Annotated in this window: 19 protein-coding genes; 9 read left to right on the forward strand and 10 right to left on the reverse strand. The window is 58.3% G+C overall.

The genetic code is table 11. The features are described from left to right. The first annotated feature begins 35 nt into the window (after positions 1-35). Positions 36-293, forward strand: coding sequence for a glutaredoxin family protein (locus FXO11_RS06365; protein ID WP_148862209.1), 258 nt, complete (start codon positions 36-38; stop codon positions 291-293). Next, on the forward strand, positions 281-679 hold the full coding sequence (locus FXO11_RS06370) for a heavy metal-responsive transcriptional regulator (protein WP_148862210.1): 399 nt from the start codon (positions 281-283) through the stop codon (positions 677-679). Before FXO11_RS06365 ends, FXO11_RS06370 begins: the two co-directional genes overlap by 13 nt. A gap of 404 nt (positions 680-1083) precedes the next feature. On the opposite strand, the gene FXO11_RS06375 is transcribed toward FXO11_RS06370, so the two are convergent. The 3 genes from FXO11_RS06375 to FXO11_RS06385 form a co-directional block, all read right to left on the reverse strand. After that, complete coding sequence (locus FXO11_RS06375; protein WP_148862211.1) at positions 1084-1317, reverse strand: hypothetical protein; 234 nt, start codon at positions 1315-1317, stop codon at positions 1084-1086. A 148-nt stretch (positions 1318-1465) separates the two neighbouring features. After that, positions 1466-2089 (reverse strand): transglycosylase SLT domain-containing protein, encoded by a 624-nt coding sequence (locus tag FXO11_RS06380; RefSeq protein WP_148862212.1) that lies wholly within the window; start codon positions 2087-2089, stop codon positions 1466-1468. A gap of 161 nt (positions 2090-2250) precedes the next feature. Next, positions 2251-3243, reverse strand: a complete 993-nt coding sequence (locus FXO11_RS06385) for an aldo/keto reductase (RefSeq protein ID WP_148862213.1) — start codon at positions 3241-3243, stop codon at positions 2251-2253. A 553-nt stretch (positions 3244-3796) separates the two neighbouring features. Here FXO11_RS06385 and FXO11_RS06390 point away from each other — a divergent pair. Both FXO11_RS06390 and FXO11_RS06395 read left to right on the forward strand, forming a co-directional pair. Continuing rightward, complete coding sequence (locus tag FXO11_RS06390; RefSeq protein WP_148862214.1) at positions 3797-5212, forward strand: YjgN family protein; 1416 nt, start codon at positions 3797-3799, stop codon at positions 5210-5212. Continuing rightward, on the forward strand, positions 5212-6315 hold the full coding sequence (locus FXO11_RS06395; protein WP_148862215.1) for a M48 family metallopeptidase: 1104 nt from the start codon (positions 5212-5214) through the stop codon (positions 6313-6315). The genes FXO11_RS06390 and FXO11_RS06395 overlap by 1 nt, the downstream gene beginning before the upstream one ends. Positions 6316-6354: 39 nt before the next feature. On the opposite strand, the gene FXO11_RS06400 is transcribed toward FXO11_RS06395, so the two are convergent. Genes FXO11_RS06400 through FXO11_RS06410 form a run of 3 tightly spaced genes read right to left on the reverse strand, consistent with a single transcriptional unit; the run spans position 6355 to position 8874 of the window. Continuing rightward, positions 6355-6708, reverse strand: a complete 354-nt coding sequence (locus tag FXO11_RS06400) for an FHA domain-containing protein (protein WP_148862216.1) — start codon at positions 6706-6708, stop codon at positions 6355-6357. Position 6709: 1 nt separating this feature from the next. After that, positions 6710-7456 carry a PP2C family protein-serine/threonine phosphatase gene (locus FXO11_RS06405; protein ID WP_148862217.1) on the reverse strand — a complete coding sequence of 249 codons (747 nt, stop codon included), beginning with the start codon at positions 7454-7456 and terminating at the stop codon, positions 6710-6712. Beyond that, positions 7456-8874: a serine/threonine-protein kinase gene (locus tag FXO11_RS06410; protein ID WP_227546063.1), complete on the reverse strand. Its 1419-nt coding sequence runs from the start codon at positions 8872-8874 to the stop codon at positions 7456-7458. Before FXO11_RS06410 ends, FXO11_RS06405 begins: the two co-directional genes overlap by 1 nt. A 748-nt stretch (positions 8875-9622) precedes the next feature. On the opposite strand from FXO11_RS06410, the gene FXO11_RS06415 reads away from it, so the two are divergent. The 3 genes from FXO11_RS06415 to FXO11_RS06425 all read left to right on the forward strand — a co-directional run bounded on the left by FXO11_RS06415 (position 9623) and on the right by FXO11_RS06425 (position 13143). Beyond that, positions 9623-10591 (forward strand): acyl-ACP desaturase, encoded by a 969-nt coding sequence (locus FXO11_RS06415; protein WP_227546064.1) that lies wholly within the window; start codon positions 9623-9625, stop codon positions 10589-10591. A gap of 225 nt (positions 10592-10816) precedes the next feature. Further along, positions 10817-11866 (forward strand): NAD(P)H-dependent flavin oxidoreductase, encoded by a 1050-nt coding sequence (locus FXO11_RS06420; RefSeq protein WP_148864816.1) that lies wholly within the window; start codon positions 10817-10819, stop codon positions 11864-11866. Between the two features lie 47 nt (positions 11867-11913). Beyond that, positions 11914-13143 carry an MFS transporter gene (locus FXO11_RS06425; protein WP_148862219.1) on the forward strand — a complete coding sequence of 410 codons (1230 nt, stop codon included), beginning with the start codon at positions 11914-11916 and terminating at the stop codon, positions 13141-13143. A 40-nt stretch (positions 13144-13183) separates the two neighbouring features. Here FXO11_RS06425 and FXO11_RS06430 read toward each other — a convergent pair whose 3' ends face one another. Further along, complete coding sequence (locus FXO11_RS06430; RefSeq protein WP_148862220.1) at positions 13184-14365, reverse strand: BaiN/RdsA family NAD(P)/FAD-dependent oxidoreductase; 1182 nt, start codon at positions 14363-14365, stop codon at positions 13184-13186. A gap of 140 nt (positions 14366-14505) precedes the next feature. Between FXO11_RS06430 and FXO11_RS06435 the strand changes: the two genes are divergently transcribed. Continuing rightward, on the forward strand, positions 14506-15450 hold the full coding sequence (locus FXO11_RS06435) for a pirin family protein (RefSeq protein WP_148862221.1): 945 nt from the start codon (positions 14506-14508) through the stop codon (positions 15448-15450). A 152-nt stretch (positions 15451-15602) separates the two neighbouring features. Here FXO11_RS06435 and FXO11_RS06440 read toward each other — a convergent pair whose 3' ends face one another. After that, complete coding sequence (locus FXO11_RS06440; protein WP_148862222.1) at positions 15603-16658, reverse strand: NAD(P)-dependent alcohol dehydrogenase; 1056 nt, start codon at positions 16656-16658, stop codon at positions 15603-15605. Between the two features lie 178 nt (positions 16659-16836). On the opposite strand from FXO11_RS06440, the gene FXO11_RS06445 reads away from it, so the two are divergent. Next, positions 16837-17778 carry an AraC family transcriptional regulator gene (locus FXO11_RS06445; protein ID WP_148862223.1) on the forward strand — a complete coding sequence of 314 codons (942 nt, stop codon included), beginning with the start codon at positions 16837-16839 and terminating at the stop codon, positions 17776-17778. Here FXO11_RS06445 and FXO11_RS06450 read toward each other — a convergent pair. After that, complete coding sequence (locus FXO11_RS06450) at positions 17775-18587, reverse strand: PhzF family phenazine biosynthesis protein (protein WP_148862224.1); 813 nt, start codon at positions 18585-18587, stop codon at positions 17775-17777. The two genes, FXO11_RS06445 and FXO11_RS06450, sit on opposite strands and share 4 nt — an antisense overlap. Continuing rightward, positions 18584-18910 carry a hypothetical protein gene (locus tag FXO11_RS06455; RefSeq protein WP_148862225.1) on the reverse strand — a complete coding sequence of 109 codons (327 nt, stop codon included), beginning with the start codon at positions 18908-18910 and terminating at the stop codon, positions 18584-18586. Before FXO11_RS06455 ends, FXO11_RS06450 begins: the two co-directional genes overlap by 4 nt. Between the last annotated feature and the right edge of the window lie 74 nt (positions 18911-18984).

Below are 18984 nucleotides of genomic sequence, written 5' to 3' on the forward strand. Positions count from 1 at the left end.
TTGGAGCGAGGTCGAATTATGGGAGTCGCGACGTAATGTCTACCGTGATCGAACTCTTCAGCGCACCCCACTGCGGACATTGTAGCGCCACGGCCGAGCGCCTGCGTAGCTGGCTGGCAAACCGTGGTTTCGAGATTCAGGAGTATAATATCCTGGACCACATTGATCGCGCTGTGGATCTAGGTATACAGCGTGCTCCTGCGTTGGTACTCGATGGCGCCGTGATACACCAGGGGCCTATCGGCAACCAACGGCTAAGACAACTGTTCGGAGAGCCGCTATGCCTGAAGTAAGTATTGGAGAGGCCGCCCGGCGCACCGGTTTGTCGGTCGATACGCTACGCTACTACGAAAAAATACAGCTGATGCCAAGAATTGCCCGTGACACCGGCGGTCGCCGGGTCTATCAGGAAGGCGACCTTTCGAGATTGCGTTTCATCCAGCGCGCCCAGCGTTGTCACTTTTCTCTGGCCGAAATTGGCGAGTTATTGAGTCTACGGAGTAGCTCAGAAGTGCCTCGACCGCAGGTACAGCAGCTCACTGAGCAAAAATTGGAAGAAATCGAAGCCCGGCTCGGGGATCTTGAGCGCCTTCGACACGAGCTGAAGCTGCTACTCAATCTCTGTCGCGGCACGGAAAAAGGATGTCCGATTATCGATAGCCTGAATACGTGCGGTTGATACCCGCGCCTGAGTGCCGATGCCGCTTGGCATTCTGATAGTGGTCCGATTCATTCCTCCGGCTGTGATAAATGAGCACCGAGACACTGCTGCCATGTCTAAGGAACGCCCCGGTCAGCCGTTTGGCTGTCGGGAGCATCATTGCTATGTGGATCGCCAGAGCAGGCCTTCCGGGCGCCGCCTATCTTTGATTGATTACAAACACGTATGGAGAGTTCATCGGCGGTAACTGGCAGGTTGCCAGTTACCGCCATCAGACTCACCAGCATTCCGTTTCCTTTGCAATGGAGCATGGGGCGCGGACGACATCGCGGTCTTTAGCATCCGGATTGGAATCGCCCCGATGTGGTCTGACAAATCAGTATGTTGCGGACTGGTCGAATTTGGTTTCCGAGCCATCCCGTTTACCGGCTGGATTTCCGCATGTTTTCCTGGCACATCGCCATGCCCTCCGGATTTTTCTCCATCATGTTGCAGGGCATGTTTTTATGAACTCCACAGTCAGCCCCATTCCGCACGTTTTCAGTCTTGGTAGGGTAGCTGCGGGCTTCGTTGGCACGATCGGCTAGCCCGGAGCCGGCGTTTGCAAAACTTGCGCCGATCATGGCGGCTAGAAATACAGGTGCTAGCGTTTTCATTGCGGTCTCCTCATTGGTTTTAGCGACAACTTTAGTAGACCAGAGATAACTGAACTGCACCTGAAATGTCTGAGTAAACTATTGAAAATAAAATTATTTTCAGTTTCGTTTCAGTTTGGGTGTCCGGCCTCGGCTAGGCCCTGATTATTTACTCGCAGAACGGCCAGAACTGGTAGAACCGACGGCAGCGCAGCTCCGCCTCGCACTGTTCTAGCTGAGCCGTATAGGTCAGGGCGTGGCTGGTCACCCGGTTAGCCACCCGCTGGACCCAGGGGCGCTGCTTGTAGGTCTGGCGTGCGAATCCCGTCGGACCTTCGTGGTAGGCGAGGTACAGGTCGCGGGTATTGTCGAGGGACAGACCCAGTTGCTTGTGGGTGCGGTGGTTGTACCAGCCGATGAAGTCCAATGCGTGCTTCATTTGCGTCCGCTCTGCGAACAGACTGCCGGCGTCCTCCATATAGTCCGCCCAGGCTGGATCCAGCGCTTGCGCGTAACCGACGGCGGTGGAGGGTCGCGACCAGGGAATGACGTCGAATAGGCGTGTGCGCGGTGGCCGGATATAGCTTTGGAAGGCGGACTCCTGGCGCACGAAGGCTATTTGCGTGGGGATGGGGGTGCCCCAACGCTCCCGGGACGCTGCTGCGTCGTCGTACCAGTCGGGATGCTCTTCGAAGATGCTGCAAATATTGTCCGGATTGGCCGGCGGGTTTGGCACCAGCACTTGGTAGCCACCGATCAGCCAAGCGAGCCCTGCCACCAACGCCAGGGGCATGGCGAATTCCAGGGTGAACAAGAACAAGGTTTTGGCGCGGGCTCGGATGGTTCTCTCCGTTACGGCTTAATTCGCCGTTACAACTTATCTCGCGCCAGTATAGCCGGTCCTCCGGGAGCCGGGGACCGGCCGACAGTTCCTTCATCTAAGACAAAGAGAATTCACTCTTCGCGGCTGGGCGGCGCCATGAATTCCGGTCCGACCGGGTCCTTGATGTGCTCGGCCAGGATCGCGTCGATGGCTTTCATGTCCTCGCCGGAGAGGGACCAGCCCTCGACATTGCTGACCGGATCCAATTGGTCCGGACGACGCGCGCCCCAAAGGGCCGTCGTCACCCCTTCCTGATCGATCAACCAGCGCAGGGCGAGGGACAGGACGGATTTGCCATAGTTGCTTTCGGCGTAGTCCTGCAGGGCCGCTACCGCGTTCAGGTACTGTTCGAAACGCTCGCCCTGGAATTTGGGGTCGTTGTTGCGTAGGTCGTCGCCCTCGAACTCACTCTCTTTGCTCATCTTGCCGGTGAGCAACCCGCGGCAGAGGCCGCCGTAGGTGATGGTGGCAAGGCCTTTGTCGCGGCAGTAGGGCAGGATGTCGTTCTCGATGCCGCGCTCAAACAGATTATAGGGTGGCTGGAGGCTGTGCAGTGGCGCGAATTTCTGGAACTCATCCATCTCCTCGGGGGTGAAATTACTGACGCCGACCGCCCGGATCTTGCCATCCTTCAGCAACTTCTCCACAGCTCGCGCGGTTTCCTCCATCGGGGTTACCGGGTCCGGCCAGTGAATCTGATAGATATCGATTGTGTCGGTTTGCAGGCGACGTAGGGAATCCTCGACTTCCCGCTGGATGCGTTCGGCGCGGGCGTCACGCCATACGCTCTCATCGTCGTTCCAATTCATGGCGACCTTGGTGGCTAAGACCACTTGATCGCGACGACCGCCGGCGAGCGCTTTGCCGACGATTTCTTCGGAGCGACCAAAGCCATACACGGGCGCGGTGTCGATGAGTTTGATACCCTTGTCGATCGCGGTGTGGATGGTGTCGATCGAGTCGGACTCGTCCGTGCCACCCCACATCCAGCCGCCAATGGCCCAAGTGCCAAGGCCGACAGGTGTGACTTCAATGTCCGTATTACCAAACTTGCGCGTTTTCATGGCGCCTCCCTTTCAGCGTCAATCGATCAGTGTCAATCGTTGGCTCAGACCAATCGATGTGTGTCGTACTGACTTGCAGCAGTTGAATACCACACTGCCTTTTAACGAAAGTGTTCTAACGAGGTGTTGCCGGGCACTGTCGTGAGGGCGGATAGGCCTTGAATCATCAGGCCGGCCGATCACACGTTCTTTATATGTCGTTTGTTTTTGAATGAGGTGTCATTTGATTCTGGAGAGGGGATTGCTGTAGTTCAATGGCACAAAGGTGACCGTCCGGAAAGGTGGGAAGGTTGGAAGGGGGCGCACGGCCATACCTATCGCTCTCAAAACGTTCTAAAAATTGTTTTACTCAAACTATACTCATTTAATTTCAATGAATTAGCGTTTAATAATTAGAGTTTTTATATTCTTTAACAGTTCTGTCGCCAATTGTTACGCACCAAAAATGAATTTCTGTTAACTTTTAGCCATGCAGCCGCTGCGCAAGCAGGGAAGCGCGTTGGGTGCTATGCCTATCGCGTCATCATGGAATAGATAGTTGCAGGGTAAACGCATGACAACAGAGCTATACCGTATTCAGTTCGCCGGCGAGACGCTGGAGGGTTTCGAAACGGAACAGGTCAAGGAAAACCTCCAAACGCTCTTCAGGATTTCCAGCGAACGTGTCGATTTATTCGACGGCACGATCCGCACGCTTAAAACCGATCTCTCGTGGGATGAGGCCAATCGCTACCGTGACCACCTGGTCAAGGCCGGCGCCGATACTCAGGTGGTACCGATAGCCGCACCTCAGTCTGTCGCCGAGCCTAAGCCTGCCGGCGAGGCGAAGGCGTCCCCGTCACTGTCGATGGCGCCTCTGGAGACGAACAACGAGACTGGTGCGGATGCGGCCTCCACAGAGTCGCAAGCGCCGCCTGTCACACCGGCAAGCGCAGCGGGCCGTCCCGAAGCCCGGCGCTCCACAGCCCAGCCGGTAGAAGCCGGACGCCTACGTGAATCCCGTGTTGAGTTTACCGGTAAGGGCGGGGAATACTTCGGCATCTGGATCGTCAATATTCTGCTAACCATTGCCACCCTCGGCATCTATTCGGCCTGGGCGACCGTGCGCAATAATCAATACTTCTACGGTAATACCCGCCTCGACAATGCCAGCTTTCAGTATCTGGCGAGTCCCATCACCATCCTCAAGGGGCGTTTGCTGGCCTTGGCGATCCTGGTGGTTTATGTGGTGATCTCCGAACTCTTCCCGGAAGCGGCCGTGGCGCTGGCGGTCGGTTTCATTTTTATCATTCCGTGGATCGTCATTCGGTCGCTACGCTTCCGTGCGGTGAATAGCGCCTACCGTAACGTTCGCTTCGATTTCGAGGGTCGATACGCCGAAGCCTTGATGGTGACGTTTATCTGGCCGTTGCTGAACGTGTTTGCGCTCTTGCTGCTAACGCCTTTTGTCGTCCTCAAAACGCACCGTTTCATTGCCCACGGCAGTCGTTTCGGCACCACGTCCTTTGCTCTGAACATGATGCCGGGCCAGTACTACGGCTTCTTCGGCAAAGGTATCCTGCTGGGTCTGGCGTTCGCTCTGGTGGCGTGGATCGCCGGCGAACTGTTCCATCCGGTCGTAGGCTTGCTGATCATGGGCGCCGGTTACATCGCGGTATTCGGTTATTTCATGGCCGGCGTGTCCAACCTGTTCCTCAACGGTCTGTCGCTGGATGGCCACACGTTCTCCTCGGAGCTGCAGCCGGGCCAGATGATCTGGATCTATATGAGCAACAGCCTCCTGGTCATGCTGACGCTGGGACTGTTCACGCCCTGGGCCAAAGTACGCATGGCTCGGTATCGCGCTTCCCGTACGGCGATGATCGTGGATGGAGATCTGAACCACTTCGTAGCCGCCGAGGATAAACGCGCCAGCGCCCTAGGTCAGGAAATGGGAGACGCTTTCGACGTCGGTCTCGCGGCATTTTGATGCAGCTGCAAGGCGATTTTTATACAGGCGCGGCCTCTCGTCGGCGAGAGGCCCGTCTCGTCCTGGCCGGCGAGAGACTGTGCCTGCAGTGCGATGGTAAAGATCGGGTTTTGGGCTGGTCCGAGATCACGGTTTCGCCCCGGGTGGGCAATACGCCGCGATATCTGTACCTGCCCGGCGGCGGTGTTTTTGAAACCGCGGACAACGATAGCGTCGATGCCTTCGTTCAGGCATTCGATCCGGGGTTGATGGCCGGTTTCGTACACCGGCTGGAGAATCACCTCGGCCTTATCCTGATCGGGACGGTGTTCACCGTCCTCGTGACGTTATTCGTTTTTTTCTACGGCGTTCCCTGGACCTCGAAGGTGGTGGCCGATCTGATACCACAATCGGTCAGAGCGGAAGTCAGTGCGTCTACTCTGGAATCCATGGATGGCCGTTGGCTCTCGCCTACGGCACTGCCCCAGGAGGTGCAGGCGCGAGTAAGAAACCACTTCGCCCCGATGCTCGGGCTCTACCCGGATTTGTCCCTGAAGGTGGAGTTTCGTAGTAGCGAGTATATCGATGCCAACGCCATGGCCCTGCCGGACGGCACCATCATCTTTACCGATGAGATGGTGACGCTGGCCGAGAATGACGACCAATTACTGGCGGTCCTGGCCCATGAAATCGGCCACGTCGCCCACAACCATGGCATGACCGGGGTGGTCCAATCGTCTCTGGTGTTCTGGCTGGCGGTAGTGATGACCGGCGACTTATCCGCTTTTGCCGATACGACGGTGGGCGCGCCTGCGGTACTGATGACGTTGGCATATTCGCGGGACATGGAACGCGAGGCGGATACTTACGCACTGGAACTGATGCAGGCGGAAGACCTCGCGCCCATTCACTTCGTCAACTTGATGCGCCGACTGGAAGCCAGCCATGACGGGCCGAACGAAGAGGCCGAGAGCAAGGGAGAAGGTAGAAAGGGTGAAGGTCGTAAAGAGCGTGGTGCTAAAATCGGGGATGAAGGTGACTGGCTGTCAGGCCTGAGGAGCCTTATGTCGTCCCATCCCATGACCGAAGAGCGCATTGAGCGCTTCGAGAACGCGGCCCGCTGATGGGCCGCTTTGCCGCTGGCTGGGTATCGGTATCCGGCGTCACTCCTCCAGGATAAACGCGGTCTTTTCCAGGGCGTTCTCGTCCTCGTCGACGAAGCGGAACAGGTTCCACCCTACGCGCACGATGTCGTTGTTGTTCAGTCGCTGGCGCTCGGTGAGGCGGATATCGTTGACGAACGTGCCGTTGGTGCTGTTGTTGTCCGTGACGAAATGATCGATGGTCCCTTCCAAGTAAGCGTTGGATTCGACATCGATATAAGCATGGCGGCTACTGACGGAGATTTCGTCGATCTGTATGTCGTTCTCTGGATGCCGGCCGATAAGGACGCGGGGGCCGTCTAACTCAAAGGTCGTGACCACCAGGTTATCGACCAGTTGGGAAAGCGCTGCCATGTCATGACTCCTTAAGAATAAGTACGACGGACACGTTGTCCGCTGCCTGGTTGTCGAGACTGGTACTCACCAGTGCCTCAGCCTGTTGTCGCAGGGGTTGGCCGGTATTCATCACCGGGGGCCAGTCGGCTTCGGGAACGGCGTCGGTGAGGCCGTCTGAACATAGAATCAAACGGTCACCGCGTTCCAGCCTGACTCGCGTCAGGCTTGGCATCGCTTGATCGGTGGAGCCGAGGGCCTGGGTTAGAACATTGCGGAAAGGCATGCGGGGGGCTTCCGCCTCGGTGATGCTGCCGTCGTCGATCATGTTCTGTACGACGGAGTCGTCCCGGGTTTTCAACAACAGTTCATCGCCATTGAGGTAATAGCAGCGAGAGTCGCCGATATGGGCGATCAATGCGTTATCCCCCTGGACCCAACTCATCACCACTGTGGTCCCCATATTGCCCAAAGCGGCATCTTCCTCACGCAGCGCCTGGATTTGCTCGTTAGCCTGGTCGATGGCTTCGCGCACGGCTTGCACCTGTTGTGCGTCCGGCGTCGACTGGTTGACCAGCGGCGCCAGGAGCTGGGTAATCACGTTGACTGCCACCTGGCTGGCAATTTCGCCGCCTTTATAGCCCCCCATACCGTCCGCGACGATGCCTAAGGCGCGGGTGCCGTCGGGGGAGACGTGCCAGGCAATAGCGTCCTGGTTGCTGACCCGGCGGGTGCCGATGTCGGTCATTCCGGTTGCGATAAATGTCATCAGGAAGCCTCCTTGCTGCCTTTACGCACAGCGGCCCGGCGCAGGGCTTCGGCCATGGCCCCGGCGCTGGCAAAGCGCTTGGACGGGTCCCGCTGAATGGCTTTGTTAATGAGACGAATCACGCCATCGGGCAGATCAGGGTTGAATTCCCGGACACTGCGCGGGCGTTTGTTCAGGATTTGGTATGTCAGGTTGGCCAGAGTGTCGGCGTTGAATGGCGTCTCCCCTGAAGCCAGTTTGTAAAGCGTAACGCCCAGACTGTAGACGTCTGAGGTGCCGGCGATGCGCTGGCCCTTGAGTTGCTCCGGCGACATATAGAGCGGGCTGCCCATGACGCTACCGGTGCGTGTGCGGGAGTCGTCGGCTATTTTGGCAATGCCGAAGTCGGTGATTTTCACGTCGCCGCTCCTGGCGTCGTAGATGATGTTGCCCGGCTTGATGTCGCGGTGGACGATCTTCTGCCGGTGGGCGTAATCGAGGGCGTCGGCGACCCGAGCCAGCACGTCGAGGACCACGGGCAACTGCAGCAAACGGTCGCGCCGGCTGTAGGCGCTGAGTGGCTTGCCGTCGGCATAGTCCATGGCGATAAAGGCCAGGTCCGCTTCCTCGCCTACATCATAGACCGTCACGATGGCGGGATGGTTCAGTCGCCCCGCGGCTTCGGCTTCGCGGTAAAAGCGACTCTTCAACTCTTTAAGTTCAGCACCTTCGAACTGGGCGTAGCTGAATGTCTTGATTGCCACCCTGCGCGCGATTTTGGGGTCTTGGCCCAGGTAGACGACGCCCATGGCGCCGCGGCCGATTTCACGATCGATTTCGTAGCGGCCCAGGGTCGGCTTGGACACGGAAGCGTCCGGTAGCACCAAGGTGCTGGTGGCGTCACACGTGATGGGGGCCGCTGTACCGGTTCCGGTGGCGCCAGTACTGATCTTCTCCAGAGCCTGCAACCGGTTCTTTACGTCCCGAAAGCCCTTGCGTTGATTTGCGATCTGACTATAGGTACGTGCGGCGGCATCGTACTGGCGTTTGCGCTCCTGCTGGATGGCAATGTCGTATTGAAGCTCCAAGGTCTGGTTGGACGGCGGGCAGTCCGCCAGTGCCACCAGTGCGTCGTCCGCCTGGCCTTGCTGGAGCAGGAGGCGCCCCAGTTGGTAGCGGGCTTTCAGCACGTTCTGCCGCAAATCCCGAATCTGCCGGTATGGCTGCATCCAGAACAGCATGGCGACTAAACCCGGCCCTAGCAGCGCATAGATATCGCCCAACGGTAGCCAGATTTTCTGGTACAGCAGCATGATCGCCTGTCCCACCACCAAACCGGCACCCATCAAGCCAGTGACCAGCACGGCCAGCCCCGTGCCCAAAGCGGGTATACCTAAAGTCAGCAGTAGTACGCCGCATAACAGTAGGCCGTCAATCAAGAGGTCGGCCCACCTAGGCTGGTATAGGTTGTGCGTTTGGAGGTAGGTTTGAAAGTCTGCCGCGGTTGGGGGGACCGAAGCCTGGATGTCGCTTGCGGGAAGGTCCCAAAGCATTCGGAAGAGGGCGTGGTTTAGCCATTCAACCGGAGGCAAAGAATCGCTCCAGAGCGCGAGCGCTAAGCCTAGCGCTACAACCACCAGACGCAGGCTAAACATATGGGAAAGCAGAAAGCGAATGGCCATCACTCCGTTAAAAGATGTAAACCGCCTGATCGGAGTTTAGGAACGTAACTGGCCGGGGAATATAGGAAGTTCTTGGCTTTTTGTAAGTGAATGTTGTGGTCTCGTGGTGATGGCGACCGAGAGCCGGAAAACCGAGGCTTGGTGGGCAGCCTTAGAGGGCGCCTGGACTTTATTTCGAGCCATACGTCTTTGCGCTCGGAAAGGCCCGACTATCGACTGACTATGACGTTTATATGAATTGACTATGACATTAGTTTGATGAGTTGGTTAAGCTTTTAGCGTACACGTGTACTCTATAGAATGTGATGTTAGCGTAACCTGTGAAATTGTGCGGTAGGGTGTATGCTGAATGCATAAAATCGTATTTGAGGGTACGGGTTTGCCCCGGCCTGAGCGCGGATGCTAGCTTCGCAGCACATGCATTAGGTGACTGCAGTTTGCAGTAGTGTGCGTAGCATCGCCGACTCCAGGTTCTTAAGCTTTCACGGAAAATCGAGGATAGGGTATGAACGTGGCTATGGCCCCGAGCAAGAAAACCGAGGCACTGGGTGCACTGGAGCCCCTGGTCGAGGAACTGATGGCCCGGCATCTGAAAGAGCGCAAGCTCTGGATGCCCAGCGAGTTTGTTCCGGCCAGCGAACAGATGTCCGGTGAAGAACTCAAGGAGCTTGACGATCTGCGAGAACGCGCCAGAGGGCTGCCGGACCCGGTGCGGGTATCGCTGGCACTCAACCTGTTGACCGAGGAAGGACTGCCGCACTTCCATCGTTTGATTGCTGTCCATCTTGGCAGCGAGAATGCGTGGTCGCGCTGGAACTTCCTTTGGACGGCGGAAGAGGATCGTCATGGTTGTGCGTTGCACGATTATGTGCGCGATACGCGACTGTTCGATATGAAGGCCTTCGAGTATCTGCAATACCAGTATATCGAAGCGGGGTTTGATCCCGAGTGGCACGGCGATCCCTATCAATTGCTCGCCTATACGAGCCTGCAAGAGCGTGCCACCCAGGCCGCCCACGCGAATACCGGCAAGCTGGCCGCAAAATACGATCCCACCATCCAGCGCTTATTGGGGCATATCGCTGCGGACGAGTCTCGGCATTTCCGCTTCTACCGCGATGCGTTCCGTGGCCTGTTGGAAATCGACAGCACAGGTGCGATGCAGTCCGCCCTGAAGGTGATGCCGCGTCTAGCGATGCCGGGCCACACGATTGCCGGCTATGGCGATATGGCTGATGTTGTCCACCGTTCCGGCATTTATGGACCAAGAGATTACCGCAAGGTGGTGGAAGAATGCCTGGATAACTGGGGGATTGCCGACCTCACACCGACGGATGCCGCCGGTCGCGAAGCTCAGGAGAAAATGATGGCCGTGCCGGCCCGGCTGGACAAGCTCGCAGGCTTGCTTGAGCGTCGAATGCGCAGTAAGAGTTTCTCGTTCGACTTTGTCTACCAGCGGACGATGGACTTCTGAACCGTCTGCTCTGCTGATATTGAGTGCGGGGCTTGTTGGCCTCGCACTCAAGCCCTTGCCACTCAAATCGAATCAAATCCCCATTCACGGCACCTATAGCGAAAATAAACCCGCGATACTCACGCCTATCCTCACGGCGATGCTACTTTCAGAGCCTGAACCTCTCTTTTAAATGCCATAGGATCACTTCAGGGACCAGGGAGACGCATCGTGGTTGATTTCAGCATGGCGATTGGCGGTTTACGGGTGCCGTATCCAATCATTCAGGCGCCGATGGTCGGCGTATCGACGCCGGAGTTGGCTGCAGCGGTATCCAATGCCGGTGGCCTGGGATCGATCGGTGTTGGGGGCAGTACTGTCGACGCGGCACGCAAGGCGATTGAGCATACCCACCAACTGACAGCCAAGCCGTTTAACGTCAACGTTTTCTGTCATCGGCCAGCTCAGGCGGACAATGAGCGGGAGGCGGATTGGCTCAGCTATCTCCAGCCATTTTTTGACGAATTTGGGGGCGAAGCGCCGGCAAGTCTGAAAGCGCCCTATCCCAGTTTTGTAGAAAGTCGACCTATGCTAGACCTGCTGCTGGAAACCCGGCCGGCGATGGTGAGCTTTCACTTCGGACTGCCGGATCAGGCGTGGATCGACGAACTAAAAGCCTCCGGCATCACGCTGGTAGCGACGGCTACGAACTTGGCTGAAGCCTACCGGATTCAGGATGCGGGGCTGGCAGGTATTGTTGCCCAGGGACGGGAGGCTGGCGGTCATAGCGGCGTGTTCGAGCCTGGCCGGGATGATCCCGATTTGGGGACCTTGCCCTTGGTGCGTTTGATCGCGGCGCAGTGCGAGCTGCCGGTGATCGCCGCAGGTGGCATCATGGACGGGCGTGGCATCTGGGCCGCAAGGCAATTGGGTGCTATTGGCGTACAGATGGGAACAGCCTTTGTCCTCTGCCCGGAGTCCTCGGCCGATACTGAATATCGCGCTCTGTTCAAACGCCGGCCGCACTTGGAAACGCGCATGACCTCCGTGATCTCTGGACGTCCCGCCCGCGGTTTCGTCAATCGTTGGTGGCAGGACGTGGACAGCGATCAGGCAGCGGACCTACCGGATTATCCCGCCGCCTATGTCGCCGGCAAGGCGCTTAAAGCCGCGGCCAGAAACGCGGGGCAGCAGGCGTTCGACGTGTGCTGGGCGGGGCAAGGCGCTGCGCTGGCCCGGGAACTGCCGGCGGCTGAACTGATGCGTCGTCTGGTGGAAGAGCTTGAGGCGTTCTGAAGTGGTCTAGGATATATTGTCTGGCTTACTGCCAATGGAGCCGTTCAGTGAAAGCAGCCCGCCTTACCCCTGCCGCCTGGACCGTCATCGTTGCAGGTTCAATCGTCCTGATGCTGGCCTTCGGTCTTCGCGCAAGCTTCGGTCTGTTTGTACAACCCATTACCGAGGCCAACGGCTGGGGCCGTGACGTGCTCGGCCTGGCGCTGGCGATCCAGAACCTGGCCTGGGGCGTGATTGCTGTCCTTGCCGGTGGCCTGGCGGATCGTTTCGGCAATGTGGCGGTGATTGTCGGCGGTGCCTTGCTCTATGCGCTGGGATTATGGCTGACGGCGGACGTCGGCTCAGTTTGGTCGCTGCATATGGGTGCCGGGTTGATTGTGGGGGCCGGTATTGCGGGCACCGGGTTCGGTATCGTCCTGCCGCTGATGGCTAAGGCGGTAAGCGAACAGGACCGCCAATGGGTGTTGGGTATCGGCACTGCTGCGGGATCCATGGGGCAGTTCCTGATAGCGCCGCTGGCGCAGCAGTTTATCGATCTGTTTGGCTGGACTGGAGCGCTCAACGCGATGGCGCTGATGGCCCTGGCCATTATTGCGCTGGCGATGCCGCTGGCGAAGCTGGCCAGACCCGCTGCCGCCAGTACCCTTACATTGGCCGGTGAGGACAGTCTGGGCCGAACCATCGCCCTAGCTCGCGGCCATGCCTCCTACTGGCTGCTGACGGTCGGCTTCTTCGTTTGCGGCTTTCACCTGGCCTTCATCACCGTGCATTTCCCGGGCTACCTGACCGACCATGGTTTCGACCCGGATGTGGCGGCCTGGTCCATCGGACTCATCGGTCTGTGTAATGTGTTCGGCGCCATGTTCTCCGGCTATATCTCCGGCCGGGTGTCGATGAAGAAAGTGCTGATCTTCATCTACGCGAGTCGTGCCGTAGTTACGGTCGGGTTGCTGCTGATGCCGCTGTCGCTGACGTCCGTGCTGGCCTTCAGTTGCCTGACCGGCTTTCTCTGGCTGGCTACGGTCCCGCCGACCACGGGGCTGGTGGCGACCATGTTCGGCACGCGCTACATGGCCACGCTCTACGGCGTGGTGTTCCTGGGTCACCAGTTGGGTAGCTTCACAGGCGTGTGGCTGGGTGGCTGGCTATACGAACGCACGGGTACATACGATGGCGTATGGTGGACCGGTGTTGTGCTCAGTCTGGTGGCCGTCGCTTTGCACTGGCCGATTCGGGAAAGTCGGGTGCTTGGTATGCGACCGGCGGCGAGTGGTTGAGCAACGATTGCCGCCTTATAAAGAGGCTTGATCACTTCTTCTACGCTTCGCCCCCCGCCGCAACACCCGAAGCCCAGGCCCACTGGAAGTTATGTCCGCCCAAGTGCCCGGTCACATCCACCACTTCACCGATAAAGAAGAGGTTGGGGCGTTCGTTGACCGCCATGGTTTTGGAGGAGAGCTGGCGGGTATCCACGCCGCCCAGGGTCACTTCTGCCGTGCGATAACCCTCAGTGCCCGCGGGCTTTATCGTCCAGTGATTGAGCGATTGGGCCACGTGCTCAATATCGCTGTTCTTGTAGGCTTGCAAAGGGCCTTGCCAACCTTGCAGGTCGTTAAAGGCTTGGGCGAAGCGTTTGGGCAAATGGTTATTCAGATACTGAGCCACCGTCGACTGAGGTTTGTTCGTACGCAGATGGGTCAATGCGTGGTAAGCGTCTTCACCTGGCAATAAGTCGATCTGCAAGGCATCCCCCGGTCGCCAGAAACTGGAAATCTGCAACATCGATGGGCCACTCAGTCCGCGGTGAGTAACCAGCATGGGCTCCCGAAAGTGCTCGCCATTGCAATGGACATCCACCGGGCAACTGATGCCCGAGAGCGGGGCGAGTTGCGATTTCAGTTCCGGGTGCAGGGTAAAAGGAACCAGCCCTGCGCGGGTTGGCAGTACCTCAAGACCGAACTGCCTGGCGATTTCGTAGCCGAACCCGCTTGCACCCAGCGTTGGGATCGACAGTCCACCGCAGGCGATGACCAGCGAACCGCACTCAAGCACGCCGCCGCTGGTTCGGACTTCGAAGCCGCCGGTGGTTTCCCGTAATCCTGTAACGCTGGTTTTCAGGCGTACTTCGGCGCCCGCCCACTCGCATTCAGTCAGCAGCAGGTTGAGAATGTCCTTGCTACTGTCTCGGCAGAACAGTTGGCCGGCGGCCTTTTCTTCGTGTTCGATACCATGGCGGTCCACCAACTCCAGGAAATGCTGCGGCGTATAACGCTTGAGCGCGGAGATACAGAAGTGTGGGTTTGCCGACAGGAAATTGGCCGGTGTACTGTTCAGGTTGGTGAAGTTGCAGCGACCGCCCCCGGACATGAGGATTTTCTTGCCCGCCTTGTTGGCATGATCGATCACCAGCACGCGGCGCCCGCGATAGCCCGCTGTCGCAGCGCACATGAGGCCGGCGGCACCGGCGCCAATAATGATGACGTCGTAGGTTGAAGGCATGATGGTCCAAGGCTTGGGCTTAAGTGAGCCGCGGATTATACGATTTCCAAGCGGTAACGTCTTTCCCCAGGGCCTGCAGTTATACTCAGGGAACGGGGGAGTGTCGTATCTCCGAGGCGCTTAGCGGCAAAGGAGTTGTCATGAGTAATACCGATTCCCATCCTTCATTATCGTCTTCACGAGACTGCCCGATCGTGGATGGGCGGCGGATGATCCAGCGTGTGGAGGCTCGAACCACGGATGTGGGCGGTATTCCGGTCGCGCGTACGTTGCCCACGCGGGGCAGGCGGACGATTGGCGCCTGGTGTTTCCTGGATCATGCCGGGCCGGTGGTGTTCCGGGGCGATTCCCGGGGAATGCGAGTGGGGCCTCATCCACATATCGGCTTGCAGACGTTTACCTGGATGATGGCCGGTGAAGTGCTGCACCGGGACAGCCTCGGATCTGAGCAGATCATCCGCCCCGGTGAGATCAACCTGATGACTGCCGGTTATGGCATCTGCCACACCGAGGAGTCGATGCCGTCCTCCGGTCAGCTCCATGCAGCGCAACTTTGGATTGCGCTGCCCTATGCCGACCGTGAAACTTCGCCTCGTTTCGATCACTACGGCCACCTACCACGCTGGGAGGAACAGGGCGCAGACATGACCCTGCTGGTCGGCCATTTTCGCGATCACAATGCGCCGACAATCGCTTTTTCCCCGCTACTCGGCATTGACCTGGCGCATCGCAACGGCGGGCGTATGCGTATTCCGCTGCGGGCCGATTACGAGTACGGTTTGATGCCGCTGGAGGGCGCTTTTCATTTCGGGGACGAGGTGTTCAAGACCAACGAGCTGGCCTATTTTGGCACGGGCCGTACGGATATCGAGTTCCAGGCGCCGCCGGGTGGTCGAGCCCTTCTTTTGGGGGGTGAGCCGGTACAGGATGAAATTCTGATGTGGTGGAACTTCGTCGGGTACAGGCGCGCGGAAATTGCTCAGGCGCAACGAGAATGGGAAGAGGGTAGTTCGCGTTTCGGCACAGTGCCGGACTACGACGGCGAGCGCCTGATGCCGCCTCCGATGCCCTGGAAGGCCGGTTAAACAAAACAGCTACTATTCGTGAACTTTGCCGTCTGTTACGGGATGCAGAGGCGTGCTTGGCCTGAATACACAAGGCTGCTAGCACTGGAGAAAAGGCCAGCTCAGCCACCGTCGGCGATGGACGGTGGCTGAGCTGGTCAGACTTCATTTAACTAACTGTTCTTCAACGACTTCATGTCAATAACGAAGCGGTACTTCACGTCGCCTTTTTTCATGCGCTCGTAAGCTTCGTTGATATTCTTCATGTCCAGCATTTCCACATCGCAACTAATGTCGTGTTCGGCACAGAAGTCCAGCACCTCTTGGGTTTCCGGCATCCCGCCGATCAGCGAGCCCGCCAGGACGCGGCGCTTGAACACCAGGTTACCGGCTTCCAGCGCTGGGTCGACCGGTTCCAGCAGGCCCACGATGATGTGGGTGCCATCGAATTTCAGGCAGTTGAGATAGGGATTAAGGTCGTGCTGGACCGGCACGGTATCCAGCATGAAATCGAAGCTTTCCGCTGCAGATTCCATCTGGCTGTCATCAGTGGAGACAACGACGTGGTCCGCGCCTTGTTTTTTGGCTTCGCTGACCTTGCTCTCCGAGCGGGTGAAGATAGTGACCTCTGCACCCAGGGCTTTGGCAAATTTGACCCCCATGTGGCCGAGCCCGCCCATGCCGATAACGCCGACCTTATCGCCCGCCTTTACACCGTAGTGGCGCAGCGGCGAGTAGGTGGTAATGCCCGCGCATAGGATGGGCGCCGCGGTGGACGGGTCCAGCTTCTCGGGGACTTTCACCACGAAACGCTCGCTAACGACGACGTTGTCGGAGTAGCCGCCGAACGTGATGGTGCCATCATGGCGGTCTTCGCCATTATAGGTGGCCGTCATGCCTTCCAGGCAGTATTGCTCCAGCCCCGACTGGCAGGCAGAACAGGAACGGCACGAGTCGACCATACAGCCAACGCCGACAATGTCGCCTTCCTTGAACCGCTTTACATCGTTACCGACGGCTGTAACCCGGCCAATAATCTCATGCCCCGGCACTACCGGGTATTCGGTGACCCCCCAGTCGTTCTGGACGAAGTGAATATCGGTATGGCAGACACCGCAATAGTCGATTTCAATGGAGATGTCATCGGGGCGCGGTTCGCGGCGATCGAAGCTTATCGGCGCAAGGCCCGAAGTGTCGTTTTGTGCTGCATAACCTTTAGCGTTTGCCATGGTTCTTCTGTCCTCCTTGATGGGGATGAGGTGCCAGTTTGGAACGCTGCAGCAACTGCGGCAATCAACATTCCTTTGCCGTTTTTGCTTATTTCTCCGAATTGACCCGGGTTGTTGATGTTAGACTCGGAAGAGGAGGCATAATGGTATAGCGCTGACTGATCTTGTGGGAGAAGGCATGGACACTGACAAACTGCATTCGCCGGCGATGTGGGAGCTTATCGAACCTCTGGTTGCATGTGACGGATTCTCCGATACCGCAATGGCGGATGTCAGGTTGATCTCCTGTACCGAAGCGATAGGGCGCACGCCAATCCTTTACGAGCCGGGGCTGACAATCATCGCTCAGGGACGGAAAATCGGCTATCTGGGCGAGCGGGAAATCCATTACAACCCCGGACATTATCTGGTTCAGACGCTGCCGTTGCCCTTCGAGTGCGAAACGTTCGCGTCTGCAGAAAAGCCGCTACTGGGGTTGTCGATTCGAATCGATCCGGCGGTGTTGGGTGAGCTGGTGGTGGAAACCGGCGTGGATAGCCGATTGGTGACCCAGGAGTCGCCCCGCCCGTTGGATTCCGTCGCCATGACTGAAAGCATGCACGAGGCGGTTATCCGTTTGCTGCGGGCACTGCATGATCCGCTGGACATGCGCGTGATGGGGCGCCAGCGCGTCAGGGAAGTGGTCTACGAAGCGCTTAAGGGCGAGCAGGGGCCAGCGCTGCGGGCGTTGATCCTGAATCAGGGTAACTACTCCCGTATCGTTCGGGTACTGACTCAAATGCATACGGATTTCACACGCGAACTGGCCGTGGAAGATCTCGCCCGGCAAGCCAACATGAGCCTTTCGACCTTCCACCAGCACTTTAAACAGGTGACCCAGTCCTCGCCCTTACAGTATCTCAAGCGCCTGCGGCTGTTAAAGGCGCGGATGCTGCTGAGCCACGACGACCTGAACGTCAGTCAGGCCGCGGCGGAGACCGGCTACCGCAGTGTGCACCAGTTCAGTCGTGACTATAAACGCTATTTCGGTGTCAGTCCGGTAAAGGACCGCCGGCCCGAGTCGGCGGCCCATGCCGAGCCGCCGCTAGCTGCGCCTGCAGCAGCGTCCAGTGTCCCTTAATACGCGATGCTGACCTGACCTTCCATATACGGCACGGCCTGGCCCGCGATGTGTACCCGGTCGCCGTGCAGCTCGCAGCGTAGCTCGCCGCCGCGGGCCGAGACCTGGCGGGCAACGAGACGTGACTTGTCCAGACGGTCGGCCCAGTAGGGCGTCAGAATACTATGAATCGAGCCGGTCACGGGGTCCTCGTCGATGCCGCCGCCCGGTGCAAAATAGCGGCTGACGAAATCGCAGTTGTCGCCGGGAGCGGTGACGATAACGCCCAGACTGCCAAGGGTTTTGAGCGCTCGCATGTCCGGCGTCAATGCGCGGACCTCGCTCTCGCTCCGCAAAACCAGCATGTAGTTGGTGTCCGATGCGATGTAGAACGCGTCTGCCGGCGCTTCGGGCATGCCGTCGAGGATAGCCTTGGGGGTGTCTTTGGCCTCGAAGGTCAATTTGGGGAAGTCCAGCTCCAGCCAACCGTCTTCCAGCTTCCGCACGCCCAGCGACCCACTTTTCGACCGAAACCGGACCTGCTCTTTTTCCCATCCAAGTTTGTTGAATATCACCCAGGCGGAAGCCAATGTGGCGTGTCCACACAAAGGCACTTCGATGCCCGGCGTAAACCAGCGAATGTGGAAATCGTCTTCGGCGGCTGCCGGTTCCGGGACGAAGAACGCCGTTTCCGACAGGTTGTTTTCCAGTGCGACGGATTGCATCAGCGCATCGTCCAGCCAGTGTTCCAGCGGCATCACGGCGGCCGGATTGCCGGTGAAAGGGCGGCTGGCAAAAGCATCGACTTGATAAAGAGGCAGGGTGCTCACGTTGTTTTCTCCAGATTTCGGGTGGCTACCGGATTTGGGATGACCCAAGCGGGTTTCCGTTTGTGCGATTCCAGCATCGTAAGGTGATTCGCAAAGGCTTTCAGCTCGTGCTCGCCGTAGAGATGGACCGTGATGCCGGCCCGCGTCAGAACCCAGTGATCGGGTTCTGGATATGCGTCACGGTAGCCCAGCGTCGCCAGGCGCATGATGGCGGTTTCGGTACTTGTGACGGAACGTTGGATGCAATCGTTATAGAGGTCAAGAACATCGGCGCGTAGACGGCGATGGCACGGGTTAGGGCGGAGTGGCGTCGGCTCATTCATGGCGTCTATCCTTATCCGGTGAGCGATGGTGTCATTCTCCGCAGGTAGGGGTGACCAATACAGATTCAGTAGAG

This window comes from Marinobacter fonticola (genome assembly GCF_008122265.1).
GTDB lineage: Bacteria > Pseudomonadota > Gammaproteobacteria > Pseudomonadales > Oleiphilaceae > Marinobacter_A > Marinobacter_A fonticola.

Coding starts and splice junctions, on each gene's coding strand:
- FXO11_RS06365 (WP_148862209.1), top strand. CDS start 36: ATGTCTACCGTGATCGAACTCTTCAGCGCACCCCACTGCGGACATTGT.
- FXO11_RS06370 (WP_148862210.1), top strand. CDS start 281: ATGCCTGAAGTAAGTATTGGAGAGGCCGCCCGGCGCACCGGTTTGTCG.
- FXO11_RS06375 (WP_148862211.1), bottom strand. CDS start 1,317: ATGAAAACGCTAGCACCTGTATTTCTAGCCGCCATGATCGGCGCAAGT.
- FXO11_RS06380 (WP_148862212.1), bottom strand. CDS start 2,089: ATGCCCCTGGCGTTGGTGGCAGGGCTCGCTTGGCTGATCGGTGGCTAC.
- FXO11_RS06385 (WP_148862213.1), bottom strand. CDS start 3,243: ATGAAAACGCGCAAGTTTGGTAATACGGACATTGAAGTCACACCTGTC.
- FXO11_RS06390 (WP_148862214.1), top strand. CDS start 3,797: ATGACAACAGAGCTATACCGTATTCAGTTCGCCGGCGAGACGCTGGAG.
- FXO11_RS06395 (WP_148862215.1), top strand. CDS start 5,212: ATGCAGCTGCAAGGCGATTTTTATACAGGCGCGGCCTCTCGTCGGCGA.
- FXO11_RS06400 (WP_148862216.1), bottom strand. CDS start 6,708: ATGGCAGCGCTTTCCCAACTGGTCGATAACCTGGTGGTCACGACCTTT.
- FXO11_RS06405 (WP_148862217.1), bottom strand. CDS start 7,456: ATGACATTTATCGCAACCGGAATGACCGACATCGGCACCCGCCGGGTC.
- FXO11_RS06415 (WP_227546064.1), top strand. CDS start 9,623: ATGAACGTGGCTATGGCCCCGAGCAAGAAAACCGAGGCACTGGGTGCA.
- FXO11_RS06420 (WP_148864816.1), top strand. CDS start 10,817: ATGGCGATTGGCGGTTTACGGGTGCCGTATCCAATCATTCAGGCGCCG.
- FXO11_RS06430 (WP_148862220.1), bottom strand. CDS start 14,365: ATGCCTTCAACCTACGACGTCATCATTATTGGCGCCGGTGCCGCCGGC.
- FXO11_RS06435 (WP_148862221.1), top strand. CDS start 14,506: ATGAGTAATACCGATTCCCATCCTTCATTATCGTCTTCACGAGACTGC.
- FXO11_RS06440 (WP_148862222.1), bottom strand. CDS start 16,658: ATGGCAAACGCTAAAGGTTATGCAGCACAAAACGACACTTCGGGCCTT.
- FXO11_RS06445 (WP_148862223.1), top strand. CDS start 16,837: ATGGACACTGACAAACTGCATTCGCCGGCGATGTGGGAGCTTATCGAA.
- FXO11_RS06455 (WP_148862225.1), bottom strand. CDS start 18,910: ATGAATGAGCCGACGCCACTCCGCCCTAACCCGTGCCATCGCCGTCTA.